The organism is Brevibacterium daeguense (genome assembly GCF_021729135.1).
Classification (GTDB): domain Bacteria; phylum Actinomycetota; class Actinomycetes; order Actinomycetales; family Brevibacteriaceae; genus Brevibacterium; species Brevibacterium daeguense.
The window spans coordinates 308,371-322,485 of sequence record NZ_JAJTWW010000001.1; the positions used below are offsets into that span (position 1 = coordinate 308,371).

At 65.9% G+C, this 14,115-nt stretch carries 24 protein-coding genes; 23 read left to right on the top strand and 1 reads right to left on the bottom strand.

The features are described from left to right. The first annotated feature begins 366 nt into the window (after positions 1 to 366). The 23 genes from rpsJ (at position 367) to map (ending at position 12,912) form a co-directional block, all read left to right on the top strand. The gene (gene rpsJ / locus LXN01_RS01345; protein WP_009379191.1) at positions 367 to 675 is read left to right on the top strand and encodes a 30S ribosomal protein S10; all 309 of its coding nucleotides are present in this window, start codon (positions 367 to 369) and stop codon (positions 673 to 675) included. A gap of 9 nt (positions 676 to 684) precedes the next feature. Beyond that, positions 685 to 1,359, top strand: a complete 675-nt coding sequence (gene rplC, locus LXN01_RS01350) for a 50S ribosomal protein L3 (protein ID WP_236862746.1) — start codon at positions 685 to 687, stop codon at positions 1,357 to 1,359. 5 nt (positions 1,360 to 1,364) lie between these two features. After that, entirely contained in the window at positions 1,365 to 2,057 is a 693-nt protein-coding gene (gene rplD, locus LXN01_RS01355) for a 50S ribosomal protein L4 (RefSeq protein WP_236862747.1), read from the top strand. Next, positions 2,054 to 2,353 carry a 50S ribosomal protein L23 gene (rplW, locus tag LXN01_RS01360; RefSeq protein ID WP_236862748.1) on the top strand — a complete coding sequence of 100 codons (300 nt, stop codon included), beginning with the start codon at positions 2,054 to 2,056 and terminating at the stop codon, positions 2,351 to 2,353. The genes rplD and rplW overlap by 4 nt, the downstream gene beginning before the upstream one ends. Positions 2,354 to 2,383: 30 nt before the next feature. Beyond that, entirely contained in the window at positions 2,384 to 3,220 is an 837-nt protein-coding gene (gene rplB / locus LXN01_RS01365; RefSeq protein ID WP_236862749.1) for a 50S ribosomal protein L2, read from the top strand. 15 nt (positions 3,221 to 3,235) lie between these two features. Beyond that, on the top strand, positions 3,236 to 3,517 hold the full coding sequence (rpsS, locus tag LXN01_RS01370) for a 30S ribosomal protein S19 (protein ID WP_236862750.1): 282 nt from the start codon (positions 3,236 to 3,238) through the stop codon (positions 3,515 to 3,517). Between the two features lie 41 nt (positions 3,518 to 3,558). Beyond that, positions 3,559 to 3,945 (top strand): 50S ribosomal protein L22, encoded by a 387-nt coding sequence (rplV, locus tag LXN01_RS01375; RefSeq protein ID WP_236862751.1) that lies wholly within the window; start codon positions 3,559 to 3,561, stop codon positions 3,943 to 3,945. Continuing rightward, a complete protein-coding gene (gene rpsC, locus LXN01_RS01380; RefSeq protein ID WP_236862752.1) occupies positions 3,945 to 4,772 on the top strand; it encodes a 30S ribosomal protein S3 in 828 nt (275 codons plus the stop codon). Before rplV ends, rpsC begins: the two co-directional genes overlap by 1 nt. Positions 4,773 to 4,775: 3 nt before the next feature. Continuing rightward, positions 4,776 to 5,192: a 50S ribosomal protein L16 gene (gene rplP / locus LXN01_RS01385; protein ID WP_236862753.1), complete on the top strand. Its 417-nt coding sequence runs from the start codon at positions 4,776 to 4,778 to the stop codon at positions 5,190 to 5,192. A 2-nt stretch (positions 5,193 to 5,194) separates the two neighbouring features. Beyond that, the gene (gene rpmC / locus LXN01_RS01390) at positions 5,195 to 5,446 is read left to right on the top strand and encodes a 50S ribosomal protein L29 (RefSeq protein WP_272902121.1); all 252 of its coding nucleotides are present in this window, start codon (positions 5,195 to 5,197) and stop codon (positions 5,444 to 5,446) included. Further along, the gene (gene rpsQ / locus LXN01_RS01395) at positions 5,446 to 5,739 is read left to right on the top strand and encodes a 30S ribosomal protein S17 (RefSeq protein WP_236862754.1); all 294 of its coding nucleotides are present in this window, start codon (positions 5,446 to 5,448) and stop codon (positions 5,737 to 5,739) included. Before rpmC ends, rpsQ begins: the two co-directional genes overlap by 1 nt. Positions 5,740 to 5,883: 144 nt before the next feature. Continuing rightward, entirely contained in the window at positions 5,884 to 6,252 is a 369-nt protein-coding gene (rplN, locus tag LXN01_RS01400; protein ID WP_236862755.1) for a 50S ribosomal protein L14, read from the top strand. A 2-nt stretch (positions 6,253 to 6,254) separates the two neighbouring features. After that, positions 6,255 to 6,623, top strand: coding sequence for a 50S ribosomal protein L24 (gene rplX, locus LXN01_RS01405; protein WP_236862756.1), 369 nt, complete (start codon positions 6,255 to 6,257; stop codon positions 6,621 to 6,623). Beyond that, the gene (rplE, locus tag LXN01_RS01410) at positions 6,623 to 7,195 is read left to right on the top strand and encodes a 50S ribosomal protein L5 (protein WP_272902065.1); all 573 of its coding nucleotides are present in this window, start codon (positions 6,623 to 6,625) and stop codon (positions 7,193 to 7,195) included. Before rplX ends, rplE begins: the two co-directional genes overlap by 1 nt. A 64-nt stretch (positions 7,196 to 7,259) precedes the next feature. Continuing rightward, positions 7,260 to 7,658, top strand: a complete 399-nt coding sequence (rpsH, locus tag LXN01_RS01415; protein ID WP_236862757.1) for a 30S ribosomal protein S8 — start codon at positions 7,260 to 7,262, stop codon at positions 7,656 to 7,658. A gap of 17 nt (positions 7,659 to 7,675) precedes the next feature. Further along, positions 7,676 to 8,212, top strand: a complete 537-nt coding sequence (rplF, locus tag LXN01_RS01420; RefSeq protein ID WP_236862758.1) for a 50S ribosomal protein L6 — start codon at positions 7,676 to 7,678, stop codon at positions 8,210 to 8,212. Between the two features lie 2 nt (positions 8,213 to 8,214). After that, a complete protein-coding gene (gene rplR, locus LXN01_RS01425) occupies positions 8,215 to 8,595 on the top strand; it encodes a 50S ribosomal protein L18 (RefSeq protein WP_236863120.1) in 381 nt (126 codons plus the stop codon). Between the two features lie 26 nt (positions 8,596 to 8,621). Next, a complete protein-coding gene (gene rpsE / locus LXN01_RS01430; protein ID WP_236863121.1) occupies positions 8,622 to 9,251 on the top strand; it encodes a 30S ribosomal protein S5 in 630 nt (209 codons plus the stop codon). Next, a complete protein-coding gene (gene rpmD, locus LXN01_RS01435; protein ID WP_236862759.1) occupies positions 9,251 to 9,433 on the top strand; it encodes a 50S ribosomal protein L30 in 183 nt (60 codons plus the stop codon). Before rpsE ends, rpmD begins: the two co-directional genes overlap by 1 nt. A gap of 1 nt (position 9,434) precedes the next feature. Further along, positions 9,435 to 9,887, top strand: a complete 453-nt coding sequence (rplO, locus tag LXN01_RS01440) for a 50S ribosomal protein L15 (protein ID WP_236862760.1) — start codon at positions 9,435 to 9,437, stop codon at positions 9,885 to 9,887. Positions 9,888 to 10,123: 236 nt separating this feature from the next. After that, positions 10,124 to 11,425: a preprotein translocase subunit SecY gene (gene secY / locus LXN01_RS01445; RefSeq protein ID WP_236862761.1), complete on the top strand. Its 1,302-nt coding sequence runs from the start codon at positions 10,124 to 10,126 to the stop codon at positions 11,423 to 11,425. A gap of 88 nt (positions 11,426 to 11,513) precedes the next feature. Continuing rightward, positions 11,514 to 12,083, top strand: coding sequence for an adenylate kinase (locus LXN01_RS01450; RefSeq protein ID WP_236862762.1), 570 nt, complete (start codon positions 11,514 to 11,516; stop codon positions 12,081 to 12,083). 1 nt (position 12,084) lies between these two features. Next, positions 12,085 to 12,912: a type I methionyl aminopeptidase gene (map, locus tag LXN01_RS01455; RefSeq protein ID WP_236862763.1), complete on the top strand. Its 828-nt coding sequence runs from the start codon at positions 12,085 to 12,087 to the stop codon at positions 12,910 to 12,912. 34 nt (positions 12,913 to 12,946) lie between these two features. Here map and LXN01_RS01460 read toward each other — a convergent pair whose 3' ends face one another. Next, positions 12,947 to 14,095 (bottom strand): MalY/PatB family protein, encoded by a 1,149-nt coding sequence (locus tag LXN01_RS01460; protein WP_236862764.1) that lies wholly within the window; start codon positions 14,093 to 14,095, stop codon positions 12,947 to 12,949. Positions 14,096 to 14,115: the final 20 nt, after the last annotated feature.

Genomic DNA, 14,115 nt, shown 5'->3' on the forward strand with positions numbered 1-14,115 from the left:
ATCGCACGCGGAGACTGCGGCTGTCGGCAGCGCCTTAGAGCGAACTCCCGAGGCGCTCCTCCCTGAGGGGACGCCTCTGACTTGCGCTGTGTGCTCGGCTGTGCCAAAATGGACAAGTTGTGTTTCGGGCTCTTGACCCCTGCACTGCGGTGACGAGCCGCGAACAGTCCGAAATTCTCCGGGAAGAATCTGATTTCACGGGTTCGCCTAACCGGGCAGCCAATTGATGAAGTGTCGAATCTCCCGAAAGGGAGAGGCGACACGCCCGACCTCGGGGGTCGGTCACACCAAGCCGGAACAGACCGTGCGATCCGAACAGGACGGCGGTTGATGGCCGGGAAGACCAACAGAAAGAGTAACGACGCCATGGCGGGACAGAAGATCCGCATCCGGCTCAAGTCGTACGACCACGCGGTGATCGACAGTGCTGCACGCAAGATCGTGGACACTGTGACCCGTGCGGGCGCTACGGTCGTGGGCCCCGTGCCGTTGCCGACGGAGAAGAACGTGTACTGCGTCATCCGTTCGCCGCACAAGTACAAGGACAGCCGCGAGCACTTCGAGATGCGCACCCACAAGCGGCTCATCGACATCGTCGACCCGACGCCGAAGGCCGTCGACTCGCTCATGCGACTCGACCTCGCCGACGACGTCAACATCGAGATCAAGCTCTAAGGGGGAGTGATGGCAAATCTGCGTTCAACGCCTCTCCCCACCACCCGCAAGGTCAAGGGACTGCTGGGCACCAAGCTCGGCATGACCCAGGTGTGGGATGAGAGCAACAACCTCGTGCCGGTGACCGTCGTGGCCGCCGGGTCCAATGTCGTCACCCAGATCCGCAATGCGGAGACCGACGGCTACAGCGGCGTTCAGATCGCCTACGGCGAGATCGACCCGCGCAAGGTCAACAAGCCGACCGCCGGACACTTCGAGAAGGCCGGCGTGACCCCGCGTCGTCACCTCGTCGAGCTCAGGACCGCCGACGCCGACGAGTACACCCTCGGCCAGGAGCTGGGCGCCGACGTGTTCGAAGCCGGCACCAAGGTCGACGTGACCGCCAACAGCAAGGGCAAGGGCACCGCGGGCGTCATGAAGCGCCACGGATTCGCCGGCGTAGGAGCTTCCCACGGTCAGCACCGCAACCACCGCAAGCCGGGATCGATCGGCGGTGCAGCCACTCCGGGACGCGTGTTCAAGGGGATGCGCATGGCCGGCCGAATGGGCGCCGTGCGGCAGACCACCCAGAACCTCACCGTTCACGCTGTGGACGCCGAGAACGGACTGCTGCTCATCAAGGGCGCTGTTCCCGGCCCCAAGGGTGCTGTCGTTCTCGTTCGCTCCGCTGCGAAGGAGGCCTGAGAGAGATGACTGAAAACAAGACTATCGACGTTCTCGACGCCGCAGGCAAGAAGACCGGCACCGCAGAACTGCCCGCGGACGTGTTCGGCGTGGGCACCAACGTGCCGCTGATCCATCAGGTCGTCGTCGCGCAGCTCGCCGCTGCCCGCCAGGGAACCCACAAGGCCAAGACCCGCTCGGAGGTCCGCGGCGGCGGCAGGAAGCCGTACCGCCAGAAGGGCACCGGCAACGCGCGTCAGGGCTCGATCCGCGCTCCGCAGTACGCCGGGGGCGGAATCGTCCACGGCCCGGTGCCGCGCGACTACAGCCAGCGGACCCCCAAGAAGATGAAGGCCGCCGCCCTCCGCGGCGCCCTGTCCGACCGGGCGCGCCTCGACCGCGTGTTCGTCGTCACCTCTCTGGTCGACGGTGACAAGCCGTCCACCAAGCAGGCCCTGGCAGCTCTGCAGAACATCAGCGATCGGGCTTCGAAGCTCATCGTCGTCGAGCGTTCGGACGAGCTGACCTATCTCAGCGTTCGCAACCTGCCGCGGGTGCACGTGCTGCCCGCCGACCAGCTCAACACCTATGACGTGCTGGCCGCCGACGACATCGTGTTCACGGAGGCCGCTCTGGCAGCCTTCCTCGACACGACTGCTCGCAAGGGCATGAGCGCCTCGGCAGCCGGACGCGCCACCAGCGAGGAGGACGCAGAATGAGCGTGACCTTCAAGGACCCGCGCGACATCATCATCGCCCCGGTCGTCTCGGAGAAGACCTACAGCCTGATGGACGAGGGGAAGTACACCTTCCTCGTCGATCCGAGGTCGAACAAGACCGAGATCAAATACGCAATCGAATCCATCTTCGGTGTCAAAGTCGCATCGGTGAATACCCTGAACCGTCAGGGCAAGCGCCGTCGGACCCGCACCGGCTGGGGAAAGCGCAACGACACCAAGCGTGCGATTGTCGCCCTCAAGGACGGTTCGATCGACATTTTCGGCGGATCGCTCTAAGCGATACACCTCGAAGAAGGATTAAGACTCATGGGAATCCGTAAGCACAAGCCGACGACCCCGGGCCGACGCGGCTCCTCGGTCGCCGACTTTGTCGAAGTGACCCGGTCTACGCCGGAGAAGTCACTACTGCGCCCGCTTTCGAAGAACGGCGGACGCAACAGCCAGGGCCGCGTGACCACCCGCCACCAGGGCGGCGGTCACAAGCGCCAGTACCGTGTCATCGACTTCCGTCGCCATGACAAGGACGGTGTGCCCGCGACTGTCGCGCACATCGAGTACGACCCGAACCGGACCGCGCGCATCGCGCTGCTGCACTACGCCGACGGTGAGAAGCGCTACATCATCGCGCCGAACCGTCTCAAGCAGGGCGACCGCGTCGAAGCCGGCCCGACCGCGGACATCAAGCCGGGCAACAACCTCGCGCTGCGCAACGTGCCTGTCGGCACGGTGCTCCACGCAGTCGAGCTGCGCCCCGGCGGCGGTGCCAAGATCGCACGCTCAGCGGGCTCCTCGGTGCAGCTGGTCGCCAAATTCGGACCGTACGCGCAGCTGCGCATGCCGTCCGGCGAGATCCGCAACGTCGACGCCCGGTGCCGGGCGACCGTCGGCGAAGTCGGCAATGCCGAGCAGTCGAACATCGACTGGGGCAAGGCCGGCCGGATGCGGTGGAAGGGCAAGCGCCCGACCGTCCGCGGCGTCGTCATGAACCCGATCGACCACCCCCACGGCGGTGGCGAGGGCCGGACCTCGGGTGGACGCCACCCGGTCAGCCCCTGGGGTCAGAAGGAAGGACGCACGCGTCGTCCGAACAAGGACAGCGACAAGCTCATCGTGCGTCGTCGTCGCACCGGCAAGAAGCGCTGATAGGGAGCCTGAAAAATGCCTCGTAGCCTCAAGAAGGGCCCCTTCGTTGACGAGCACCTGTACCAGAAGGTCGCAGCTCAGAACGAAAAGGGCACCAAAAACGTCATCAAGACTTGGTCCCGCCGCTCGATGATCATCCCGGACTTCCTGGGACACACGATCGCCGTGCACGACGGACGCAAGCATGTTCCGGTGTTCATCACCGAAGCCATGGTCGGGCACAAGCTCGGCGAATTCGCCCCCACGCGGACGTTCCGCGGCCACGACAAGGATGATCGCAAGGGCCGTCGCCGCTGAGGCGCAGCTCGAACGGTCATCGAGAAAGAGAGAAGGAAGCGATGGAAGCCACGGCGAAGGCGCGATACTTGCGCGTCACGCCCCAAAAGGCTCGGCGCGTCGTTGACCTCATTCGTGGTCAGCAGGCAACCGAAGCCCTTGCGGTGCTGAAATTTGCAGAGCAGTCTGCCTCCGAGCCGGTCTACAAGCTCGTCGCCTCAGGCATCGCGAATGCGCGTGTCAAGGCTGACAAGCTCGGCGAGGCATTCGATGAGAACGAACTGGTCATCTCGGCGGCATTCGTCGACGAGGGGCCGACCATGAAGCGGTTCCGGCCTCGTGCCCAGGGCCGTGCCTACCGCATCAACAAGCGCACCAGCCACATCACAGTGGTGCTGGCCTCCGGCGAGGACCTCCCGGAGAGCGCTGCAGGGAAGGGGAGCCGCTGATGGGTCAGAAGATCAATCCCAATGGATTCCGCCTCGGAATCACCACCGACCACAAGTCGAAGTGGTACGCAGACTCGAACAAGAAGGGTCAGCGCTACCAGGACTACGTGGGTGAGGACGTCAAGATCCGCCGCCTCCTGACCAATGGCATGGAGCGCGCCGGCATCTCGAAGGTCAACATCGAGCGCACGCGGGATCGTGTCCGGGTGGACATCCACACCGCTCGCCCCGGCATCGTGATCGGCCGCCGAGGCGCCGAAGCCGACCGCATCCGCGGTCAGCTCGAGAAGCTCACCGGCAAGCAGATCCAGCTCAACATCCTCGAGGTCAAGAACCCCGAGACCGATGCGCAGCTGGTCGCTCAGGGCGTTGCCGAGCAGCTCGCCAGCCGCGTGGCCTTCCGACGCGCGATGCGCAAGGCGATCCAGTCCGCTCAGCGGGCCGGCGCCAAGGGCATTCGTGTGCAGTGCGGCGGCCGCCTGGGCGGCGCAGAGATGAGCCGTTCGGAGTTCTACCGCGAAGGACGTGTGCCGCTGCACACCCTGCGGGCGAACATCGACTACGGCTTCTACGAGGCCCACACCACCTTCGGCCGAATCGGCGTCAAGGTGTGGATCTACAAGGGCGACCTCACCGACAAGGAGCTCGCGGCCCAGGAGGCCGCACAGCCGTCCGGTCGGGGAGGCCCGCGCGGCGGCGCCGCTGCCCGTGGTCGGGGACGCGGCGGCCGCGGACGCGGCGGCGAGCGTCGCCAGGACGTCCCGCAGAAGAAGACTGAAACCACTGCTGAGGCGGCTCCGGAAGCCTCGGCCGGATCGGAGGGCTGACCCATGCTGATCCCTCGTCGAGTCAAGTACCGCAAGCAGCATCATCCGAAGCTGGGCGGTACCTCCAAGGGCGGCAACACCGTGTCGTTCGGCGATTGGGGTGTCCAGGCACTCGAGCCGGCGTACGTGACGAACCGCCAGATCGAGGCCGCACGCATCGCCATGACCCGCTACATCAAGCGCGGCGGAAAGGTGTGGATCAACATCTACCCCGACCGTCCGCTGACCAAGAAGCCCGCCGAGACCCGCATGGGCTCGGGCAAGGGCTCACCCGAGTGGTGGGTCGCAAACGTCAAGCCGGGCCGAGTTCTGTTCGAGCTCGCCGGCGTGTCCGAGGAAGTTGCACGCGAGGCGCTGCGCCTGGCGATCCACAAGCTTCCGCTCAAGGCCCGCATCGTGCGGCGTGAAGGTGGTGAGTGACAATGGCGATCGGTTCCAAGGACCTGTCCATGGACGCTCTCGACGGCTTCGACAATGACCGTCTCGGCGAAGAGCTGAAGAAGGCCAAGGCCGAGCTGTTCAATCTCCGGTTCCAGTCGGCCACCGGTCAGCTCGAGAGCCACGGTCGGCTGAAGGCAGTGCGCCGCGACATCGCTCGGATCTACACCGTGCTGCGCGAGCGCGAGCTCTCGATCCGTACGAACCCGGCCGACGCCAAGGAAGAGGACAAGTGATGGCCGAGCAGACCCAGACCGGCGGTGCCGCAGAACAGGTCGAGCGGAACTTCCGCAAGACCGCTCGCGGCTACGTCGTCTCCGACAAGATGGACAAGACCATCGTGGTCGCCGTCGAGGACCGCAAGAAGCACCGCCTCTACGGCAAGATCATGCGCACCACCAGCAAGATCAAGGTGCACGACGAGGAGAACACCGCCGGCATCGGCGACCTGGTCGTCGTGGCCGAAACCCGCCCGCTGTCAGCGACCAAGCGCTGGCGCCTCGTCGAGATCGTCGAGCGCGCCAAGTAATCAGTCCGCCGACGCCCCGGGTCCCGCCCGGTCCCGCCTCTTCCGCGGCGGCCACCGGGCAGCCCGGGGAGGGCACCAGTCAATCAACCGTTCCGTCAGGCTCGCCCGAGTGGTGAGAACCGACGAGACGACAGGAGAGAACCAGTGATTCAGCAGGAGTCGCGACTCAAAGTCGCTGACAACACCGGCGCCAAGGAGATCTTGGCGATCCGGATCCTCGGCGGGTCCGGTCGACGCTACGCCGGCATCGGCGACACCATCGTCGCCACCGTCAAGGACGCAATTCCGGGCGGCAACGTCAAGAAGGGCGATGTGGTCAAGGCCGTCATCGTTCGCACCGCAAAGGAACGCCGTCGCTCTGACGGTTCATACATCCGCTTCGACGAGAACGCCGCCGTCATCCTCAAGGCCGACGGCGAACCGCGCGGCACCCGTATCTTCGGGCCGGTCGGGCGCGAACTGCGCGACAAGAAGTTCATGAAGATCATCTCGCTGGCACCGGAGGTGTTGTGATCATGGCAGGAAAGCTCAAGATCAAGAAGGGCGATCTCGTCCAGGTCATCTCCGGCGGCCGGCAGTCCCGAGGCGGCGACCGCGGCAAGCAGGGGAAGGTGCTCGAGGTCTTCCCCGAGACCAGCCGTGTGCTCGTCGAGGGCGTCAACCGCGTGACCAAGCACCGGAAGCCCGGACAGACCGCCTCCGGCCCCACCGCCGGCGGAATCGAGATCCACGAAGCGCCGATCCACGTGTCCAAGGTCATGCTCGTCGATCCGAAGGACAACAAGCCCACGCGTGTGGGCTACCGGACCGAGCAGGTCGAGCGTGACGGCCGCACCCGCACTGTGCGGGTCCGCGTGTCGCGTCGTACCGGGGAGGACATCTGATGACAGACAGCACTGTGCAGGCCCGCCCGATGCCGCGGCTCAAGCAGGTCTACCGCGAGGACATCGTTCCGAAGCTGCAGGAGGAGTTCGGCTACGCGAACCCGATGCAGGTTCCCGGCCTCGTCAAGGTCGTCGTCAACATGGGCGTGGGTGACGCCGCGCGCGACTCGAAGCTCATCGAAGGCGCGATCAACGACCTCACCCTGATCACCGGCCAGAAGCCGGTGGTGACCAAGGCCAAGAAGTCGATTGCCCAGTTCAAGCTGCGCGAGGGACAGCCGATCGGAGCGCATGTCACCATGCGCAACGCCCGGATGTGGGAGTTCCTCGACCGTGTGATCTCGTTGGCGCTGCCCCGGATCCGCGACTTCCGCGGCCTCTCGGATCGGCAGTTCGACGGGAACGGCAACTACACCTTCGGTCTGACCGAGCAGTCCATGTTCCACGAGATCGATCAGGACCGGATCGACCGCGTGCGGGGGATGGACATCACCGTGGTCACCACGGCGAAGACCGACGACGAGGGACGTGCGCTGCTGCGCCACCTCGGGTTCCCATTCAAGACCAACTGACTCTACGTTGTAGGTCGGACCGGGCAACCGCGACGAAACCCCAACGGGAAAGGGCACAAGCCCAATGACAATGACTGATCCTGTCGCAGACATGCTGACGCGTCTGCGCAACGCCAACTCGGCGTATCACGAGGACGTCAGCATGCCGTACAGCAAGCTGAAGTCGAACATCGCCGAGATCCTCAAGACCGAGGGCTTCATCTCCGACTGGCGCGTCGAAGACGCCGAGGTCGGAAAGCGGCTCGAGCTCGATCTGAAGTTCGGCCCCAACCGTGAGCGTTCGATCGCCGGCATCCGCCGGATCTCGAAGCCCGGACTGCGGGTGTACGCCAAGAGCACCAACCTGCCCAAGGTGCTGGGCGGACTGGGCATCGCGATCCTGTCGACGTCCTCCGGCCTGCTCACCGACAAGCAAGCATCGAAGAAGGGCGTGGGTGGGGAAGTCCTCGCCTACGTCTGGTAAAGGAAGGAGAGAGCACAATGTCACGAATTGGCAAGCAGCCGATCTCCATTCCGTCCGGTGTCGAGGTCAAGGTGGACGGCCAGCAGGTCTCCGTGAAGGGCCCGAAGGGCGAGCTCGGACTGACCGTGCCCAGCCCCATCGCGGTGTCCGTCGAGGACACCACGGTGACCGTCACCCGTCCGAATGACGAGCGCGAGTCGCGTTCGCTGCACGGACTGACCCGCACCCTCATCAGCAACCAGATCGTCGGCGTGACCGAGGGATACTCGAAGTCGCTGGAGATCGTCGGCACCGGTTACCGCGTGCAGGCAAAGGGAGCGAACCTCGAATTCGCACTCGGCTACAGCCACTCGATCACCGTTGAGCCCCCTGAGGGCATCAGCTTCGCCGTCGAGGGGCAGAACAAGGTGACCGTCACCGGCATCGACAAGCAGGCCGTGGGCGAAGTCGCCGCAAACATCCGCAAACTGCGCAAGCCCGAACCGTACAAGGGCAAGGGCGTGCGCTACGCCGGCGAGATCGTTCGCCGCAAGGTCGGAAAGGCTGGTAAGTGACCATGGCCTTCGGAAAGAAGCAGAGTTACGGCAAGGGCAAGGCCGCTGCGCGCACCCGACGCCACACCCGACTGCGCAGGCACATCGCCGGCACCGCCGAGCGGCCGCGCATGGCCGTCACCCGGTCGAGCCGACACGTGTTCGTCCAGGTCATCGACGACAGCGTCGGCAGGACCCTGGCGTCGGCATCGACAATGGAAGCCGACCTCCGGGGTGCGGCCGAGGACAAGACCGCCAAGGCCCGCAAGGTCGGCGCTCTCGTCGCTGAGCGCGCCAAGGCCGCAGGTGTCGACGCCGTGGTGTTCGACCGCGGAGGCAACGCCTACCACGGTCGGGTCGCGGCGATCGCCGAAGGTGCACGCGAAGGAGGACTGTCCCTGTGAGCACTGAAGAGAACAAGGACCAGCAGGTGACTCAGACCGAGAACACCCAGCAGCAGGACGACGGCAACCGCAACCGTGGCCGCGGCCGCGGCCGCGGTGACGGCGGTCGTCGCGGCAACCGTCAGGACCGCGACGACAAGAACCAGTTCATCGAGCACGTCGTCACGATCAACCGCGTGTCGAAGGTGGTCAAGGGCGGACGTCGGTTCTCCTTCACCGCACTCGTCGTCGTCGGCGATGGTGACGGCATGGTGGGCATGGGCTACGGCAAGGCCAAGGAAGTTCCCTCGGCCATCGCCAAGGGTGTCGAGGAGGCGAAGAAGAACTTCTTCCGCGTCCCCCGCATCCAGAAGACCATTCCGCACCCGATCACCGGCGAGGAGGCCGCAGGAGTCGTGCTGCTGCGGCCGGCGGCACCCGGTACCGGCGTGATCGCCGGCGGGCCGGTCCGCGCGGTCCTCGACGCCGCAGGCGTCCACGACATCCTCTCGAAGTCGCTGGGCTCCTCGAACGCCATCAACATCGTGCATGCCACGATCGCGGCGCTCAAGGGACTCGAACGGCCCGAGGAAGTCGCGGCCCGCCGCGGCCTCCCGGTGGACCAGGTCGCTCCTCACGCCATGCTGCGTGCGGCTGAAAGCGGGGCGAAAGCCTGATGGCCAAGCTGAAGATCACCCAGGTCAAATCCGAAATCGGTGGCAAGCAGAACCAGCGCGAGACGCTCCGGACCCTCGGTCTGAAGAAGATCAACGACATCGTCGTGAAAGAGGACCGCCCGGAGATCCGCGGCATGGTGAACACCGTGCGCCACCTGGTCACATGGGAAGAGGTGGACTGACATGGCAGAAGAGAACGTGCTGAGGCTGCACCACCTGCGTCCAGCCCCCGGCGCCAAGACCGCCAAGACCCGGGTGGGTCGCGGCGAGGGGTCGAAGGGCAAGACCGCAGGCCGCGGCACCAAGGGAACCAGGGCACGCTACCAGGTGCCGCATGGCTTCGAGGGCGGCCAGACGCCGCTCCACATGCGGCTGCCGAAGCTGCGCGGGTTCAAGAACCCGAACAAGGTCGACTACCAGGTCGTCAACCTCGACAAGCTCTCGACGCTGTTCCCCGAGGGCGGCACCGTGACGGTCGAGGATCTGGTGGCCAAGGGCGCCGTCCGCGCCAACCAGCCGGTGAAGGTGCTGGGCAGCGGTGAGATCACCGTCAAGCTCGACATCTCCGCCGACAAGTTCTCCGCCTCCGCTGTCGAGAAGATCCAGACAGCCGGCGGGACAACGACCACCGTCTGAGGATGCTGTCCCAGACGTGATCGATGGAGGGAGGCCGCCGACAGGCGGCCTCCCTCCGGTCGTGTTCGCGGCCTCCGAGCCGTGGTTCCGTCCCCGAGGGCAGATTCTCGGATTCGGGCGCGGCACCCTGTCCTGATACAGTTCATCAGGTACTTGCAACGAATCATCTTCCGGGACCTGGGCACGCGCGTGTTCTCGTGCACGTCCGCTCCCGTTGAATCAACCCAGGAGGACGCTTGCTCGGCGCAATTGGGCGGGCTTTCAAAACGCCCGATCTGAGGAACAAACTCCTCTTCACACTCGGTGTGATCGTGCTCTACCGGCTCGGGTCCTTCATTCCCGCTCCCGGCATCGACTACACCCAGGTCCAGCAATGCGTCGCAGCGCCGCAGCTCAATCAGGGCGCCTTCGGGCTCATCAACCTGTTCAGCGGGGGAGCCCTCCTGCAGCTGTCGATCTTCGCGCTGGGCATCATGCCCTACATCACCGCGAGCATCATCACCCAGCTGCTGCGCGTCGTGATCCCGCGCTTCGAAGCCCTCCACAAGGAAGGCGCCTCGGGCCAGGCGAAGCTCACCCAGTACACCCGATACATGACGATCGGGCTGGGCATCCTCAACGCCACGACGCTGGTGTCGACCGTGCGCACCGGAGCGCTGTTCGGCAACGTCGAGGGCTGCCAGAACCTCATCATCAACGACACCTGGTGGGGCATCGGAATCATCATCCTCACCCTGACCGCCGGCACCGGTCTGATCATGTGGTTGGGTGAGCAGATCACCGAGCGCGGCGTCGGCAACGGCATGTCCCTGCTGATCTTCACCGCAGTGGCAGCAGGATTCCCCTCCGCGTTCAACGCCATCCTCACCTCTCAGGGCATCGACGTCTTCCTGATCGTGATCCTCGTCGGCCTCGCGATCGTCGGCCTCGTCGTGTTCGTCGAGCAGTCGCAGCGCCGCATTCCCGTGCAGTACGCCAAGCGGATGGTCGGCCGACGAATGTTCGGGGGCACCTCGACCTACATTCCGATCAAGGTCAACCAGGCCGGCGTGATCCCGATCATCTTCGCGTCCTCAGTGCTCTACCTGCCCAGCCTGATCGCGCAGTTCGGCGACCCGGAATCGGCGTGGGTCGGCTGGATCACCGAGTATCTCACCGCCGGTGACCACCCGGTCTACATGATCACCTACTTCGTGCTGACGATCTTCTTCGCATACTTCTACGTCGCGATCACCTTCAACCCGGAGGAAGTCGCTGACAACATGAAGAAGTACGGCGGGTTCATCCCCGGCATTCGCGCCGGAAGGCCCACCGAGCAGTACCTGAGCTACGTGCTCACCCGCATCACGTTCCCGGGCTCGCTGTATCTGGCCTTCGTGGCCATGATCCCGCTGATCGCCCTGGTGCTGATCGACGCCAATCAGAACTTCCCGTTCGGCGGCACCTCGCTGCTGATCGTCATCGGCGTCGGCCTGGAGACCGTGAAGCAGATCGATTCGCAGATGCAGCAGCGTCACTACGAAGGCCTGCTCCGCTGACCCGCAGCCCCCTCCGATAGCCTGACGAAGTGCACTGCCGCCCTGCAGCGCCGTCGGAACGGGCCCACCCCGAAAGGAAGAACACCCCATGAGCACACGGATCATCCTCATCGGCCCGCCCGGTGCGGGCAAAGGCACCCAGGCTGCGCGCCTGAGCGAGAAGCTGGAGATCCCTGCGATCTCCACCGGCGACATCTTCCGCGCCAATGTGGCCGGTGAGACCGAGCTCGGCAAGCAGGCCAAGCGCTACATGGATGCCGGCGAGTACGTGCCCGACGAGGTCACGAACTCGATGGTCAAGGATCGCCTGGCGCAGGCCGACGCAGCCGAAGGCTTCCTGCTCGACGGCTACCCGCGCACCGCGGCACAGGTGGAGGAGCTGGACTCCATGCTGAAGGCGGCGGGGGACTCGCTCGACCATGTCGTCGAGCTCACCGCCGACACGGATGAGGTGGTCGAACGGCTGCTCGCCCGCGCGCAGCTGCAGGGCCGCTCCGACGACACCGAGGAGGTCATCCGGCACCGTCTCGACGTCTATGCCGAGCAGACGCAGCCGCTGACCGACCTCTACGCCGACCGCGGCCTGCTGCGGAAGGTCGACGGCCTCGGCGAGGTCGAGGAGATCACCGAGCGCATCCTGCAGGCGATCGGACGCTGAGATGTTCGGTTCCAAGGTGGAACTGAAGACCGCGGCACAGCTGCGCTCGATGCGCCGGGCCGGTCTGGTCACGCGGGCGGCTCTCGACGCCGCCCGCGCGGCGTGTGTGCCCGGCGCCACCACGGCCGACGTCGACGCGGCTGCCGCAGCCGTGATCGCAGATCACGACGCGACGTCGAACTTCAAGGGCTACCACGGGTTCCCGGCGACCGTGTGCGTCTCGGTCAACGAGGAGATCGTGCACGGCATCCCCGGTGATCGGGTGCTGGCCGCCGGGGATCTGGTGTCCATCGACGGCGGTGCGATCGTCGAGGGGTTCCACGGGGACTCCGCGTTCACGATGATCGTGGGCGGTCCGGAGTCCGGCCGAGCCGAGGACCAGCGTCTGTCGGATGTCACCGAGGAGGCGATGTGGGCGGGCATCGCCGCGTTCGCCACGGCCAAGCGGGTGGGCGAGATCGGCGCCGCGATCGAGGAGTCCACCGCCCGCACCGCCCCCGACCTCGGACTCGTCGAGGACTACACCGGGCATGGCATCGGATCACAGATGCACATGGAACCCGAGGTGCTCAACTACCGCGCGCGCAGCCTCGGGCCGAAGATCCGCCCCGGGATGTGCCTGGCGATCGAGCCGATGCTGGTCCTCGGCCAGACCTCCTCCCGGACCCTCGACGACGAGTGGACGGTGGTCACCGAGGACGGTTCGCGGGCGGCCCACTGGGAGCACACCGTCGCCCGCCACGAGGGCGGGATCTGGGTGCTCACGGCAGCGGACGGCGGAGCCGAGCGGCTGGCCGCTTACGGAGTGTCGCCCGTCCCGGTCGACTGAGCCGCAGCTTCCGTCCGGCTCGCTGAGCTGTCTCTCAGCCGCCGAGCGCTGTGCCCATGCGCTCGACGATCTCGGCGAGAATCGGCCTCGGCGTGGCGAAGTTGAGCCGCACATGCCCGGCTCCGACCTGCCCGCACTCTCTCCCGTCCGTGAGCACGACTCCGGCCTGCTCCCGGAAGAACTCAGCGGGGCCCTGCGGCAGCTGACAGTCGCGCAGGTCGATCCAGGAGATGTAGGTCCCCTGCGGCATCACCCACTTCGCCTCGGGGAGATGCTGCGCCAGCAAGTCCCCGAGCAGGCGACGGTTGTCGTCCAGGTAGGCGATCTGCTCGGCCAGCCATGCGTCGCCGTCGCGATAGGCGGCGGTATTGGCGACGATTCCCGGGACTGCCGTCGAATGGGAGACGAACTCCCCGAACTCCCGGTAGCGGGCCAGATCGGCCGCGTTCGAGAAGATGATCTGCGCGCACTTCAGGCCGGGGATGTTGAATGCCTTCGATGCGGAGGTGGAGGTGATCGCGTGCCTGGCTGCCGCCTCGCTGACGGAGGCATAGGGGATGTGGGAGCCGGCCTCGTACACGAGAGGAGCGTGGATCTCATCGGCGAAGACGCGGCCGGAGTGGCGCTCGACGAGTTCGCTGATGTGCTCCAGCTCCTGCCCCGTGTAGACCTTGCCGATCGGGTTGTGCGGATTGCAGACCACCAGGAGCGCACCCGGGGTCATCGCAGCATCGACGGCGTCGAAGTCGATCTCCCACCCGGAGTCCGTGCGCAGCATGGGGACCTCGCGAACCTCGCGGCCGTGCAGCGGCGCGACTCGGAAGAACGGCATGTAGGCCGGCGTCGGCAGGACGACCGGTGCCCCGGGCTCGGTGAAGATGTCGATTGTCGCCGCGAAGGCGGTGATGACGTCGGGAACGGCCGCGACTTGGGCCGGCGGCACCTCCCAGCCGAAGCGCCTGGCGCAGAACTCCGCAGTCGCGGCAGCCATGTCCCGGGTCATCGCGGGAGGCGCGTAGGTGAAGAGCTCCGCCTGCTGCAGCTCCGCCAGCGCGCGGTGGACCGCGGGCGCGGTGCCGAAATCTGCCTCGGCGATGAAGGCGCCGAGGGTATCCGGATAGGTCGTCCACTTGAGAGAGCCGCGGGCGCGGAGCTCCTCGGCGCTGTATTCGGGAATCGTCATGTCTCCACGGTAGCCGCCGA

Coding starts and splice junctions, on each gene's coding strand:
- rplB (WP_236862749.1), top strand. CDS start 2,384: ATGGGAATCCGTAAGCACAAGCCGACGACCCCGGGCCGACGCGGCTCC.
- rplE (WP_272902065.1), top strand. CDS start 6,623: ATGACAGACAGCACTGTGCAGGCCCGCCCGATGCCGCGGCTCAAGCAG.
- rpsQ (WP_236862754.1), top strand. CDS start 5,446: ATGGCCGAGCAGACCCAGACCGGCGGTGCCGCAGAACAGGTCGAGCGG.
- rplR (WP_236863120.1), top strand. CDS start 8,215: ATGGCCTTCGGAAAGAAGCAGAGTTACGGCAAGGGCAAGGCCGCTGCG.
- rpsS (WP_236862750.1), top strand. CDS start 3,236: ATGCCTCGTAGCCTCAAGAAGGGCCCCTTCGTTGACGAGCACCTGTAC.
- rpsC (WP_236862752.1), top strand. CDS start 3,945: ATGGGTCAGAAGATCAATCCCAATGGATTCCGCCTCGGAATCACCACC.
- rplD (WP_236862747.1), top strand. CDS start 1,365: ATGACTGAAAACAAGACTATCGACGTTCTCGACGCCGCAGGCAAGAAG.
- rpsH (WP_236862757.1), top strand. CDS start 7,260: ATGACAATGACTGATCCTGTCGCAGACATGCTGACGCGTCTGCGCAAC.
- rplX (WP_236862756.1), top strand. CDS start 6,255: ATGGCAGGAAAGCTCAAGATCAAGAAGGGCGATCTCGTCCAGGTCATC.
- rpmD (WP_236862759.1), top strand. CDS start 9,251: ATGGCCAAGCTGAAGATCACCCAGGTCAAATCCGAAATCGGTGGCAAG.
- rplP (WP_236862753.1), top strand. CDS start 4,776: ATGCTGATCCCTCGTCGAGTCAAGTACCGCAAGCAGCATCATCCGAAG.
- map (WP_236862763.1), top strand. CDS start 12,085: ATGTTCGGTTCCAAGGTGGAACTGAAGACCGCGGCACAGCTGCGCTCG.
- rpsJ (WP_009379191.1), top strand. CDS start 367: ATGGCGGGACAGAAGATCCGCATCCGGCTCAAGTCGTACGACCACGCG.
- rplF (WP_236862758.1), top strand. CDS start 7,676: ATGTCACGAATTGGCAAGCAGCCGATCTCCATTCCGTCCGGTGTCGAG.
- LXN01_RS01450 (WP_236862762.1), top strand. CDS start 11,514: ATGAGCACACGGATCATCCTCATCGGCCCGCCCGGTGCGGGCAAAGGC.
- rpmC (WP_272902121.1), top strand. CDS start 5,195: ATGGCGATCGGTTCCAAGGACCTGTCCATGGACGCTCTCGACGGCTTC.
- rplO (WP_236862760.1), top strand. CDS start 9,435: ATGGCAGAAGAGAACGTGCTGAGGCTGCACCACCTGCGTCCAGCCCCC.
- rplV (WP_236862751.1), top strand. CDS start 3,559: ATGGAAGCCACGGCGAAGGCGCGATACTTGCGCGTCACGCCCCAAAAG.
- LXN01_RS01460 (WP_236862764.1), bottom strand. CDS start 14,095: ATGACGATTCCCGAATACAGCGCCGAGGAGCTCCGCGCCCGCGGCTCT.
- rplW (WP_236862748.1), top strand. CDS start 2,054: ATGAGCGTGACCTTCAAGGACCCGCGCGACATCATCATCGCCCCGGTC.
- rplC (WP_236862746.1), top strand. CDS start 685: ATGGCAAATCTGCGTTCAACGCCTCTCCCCACCACCCGCAAGGTCAAG.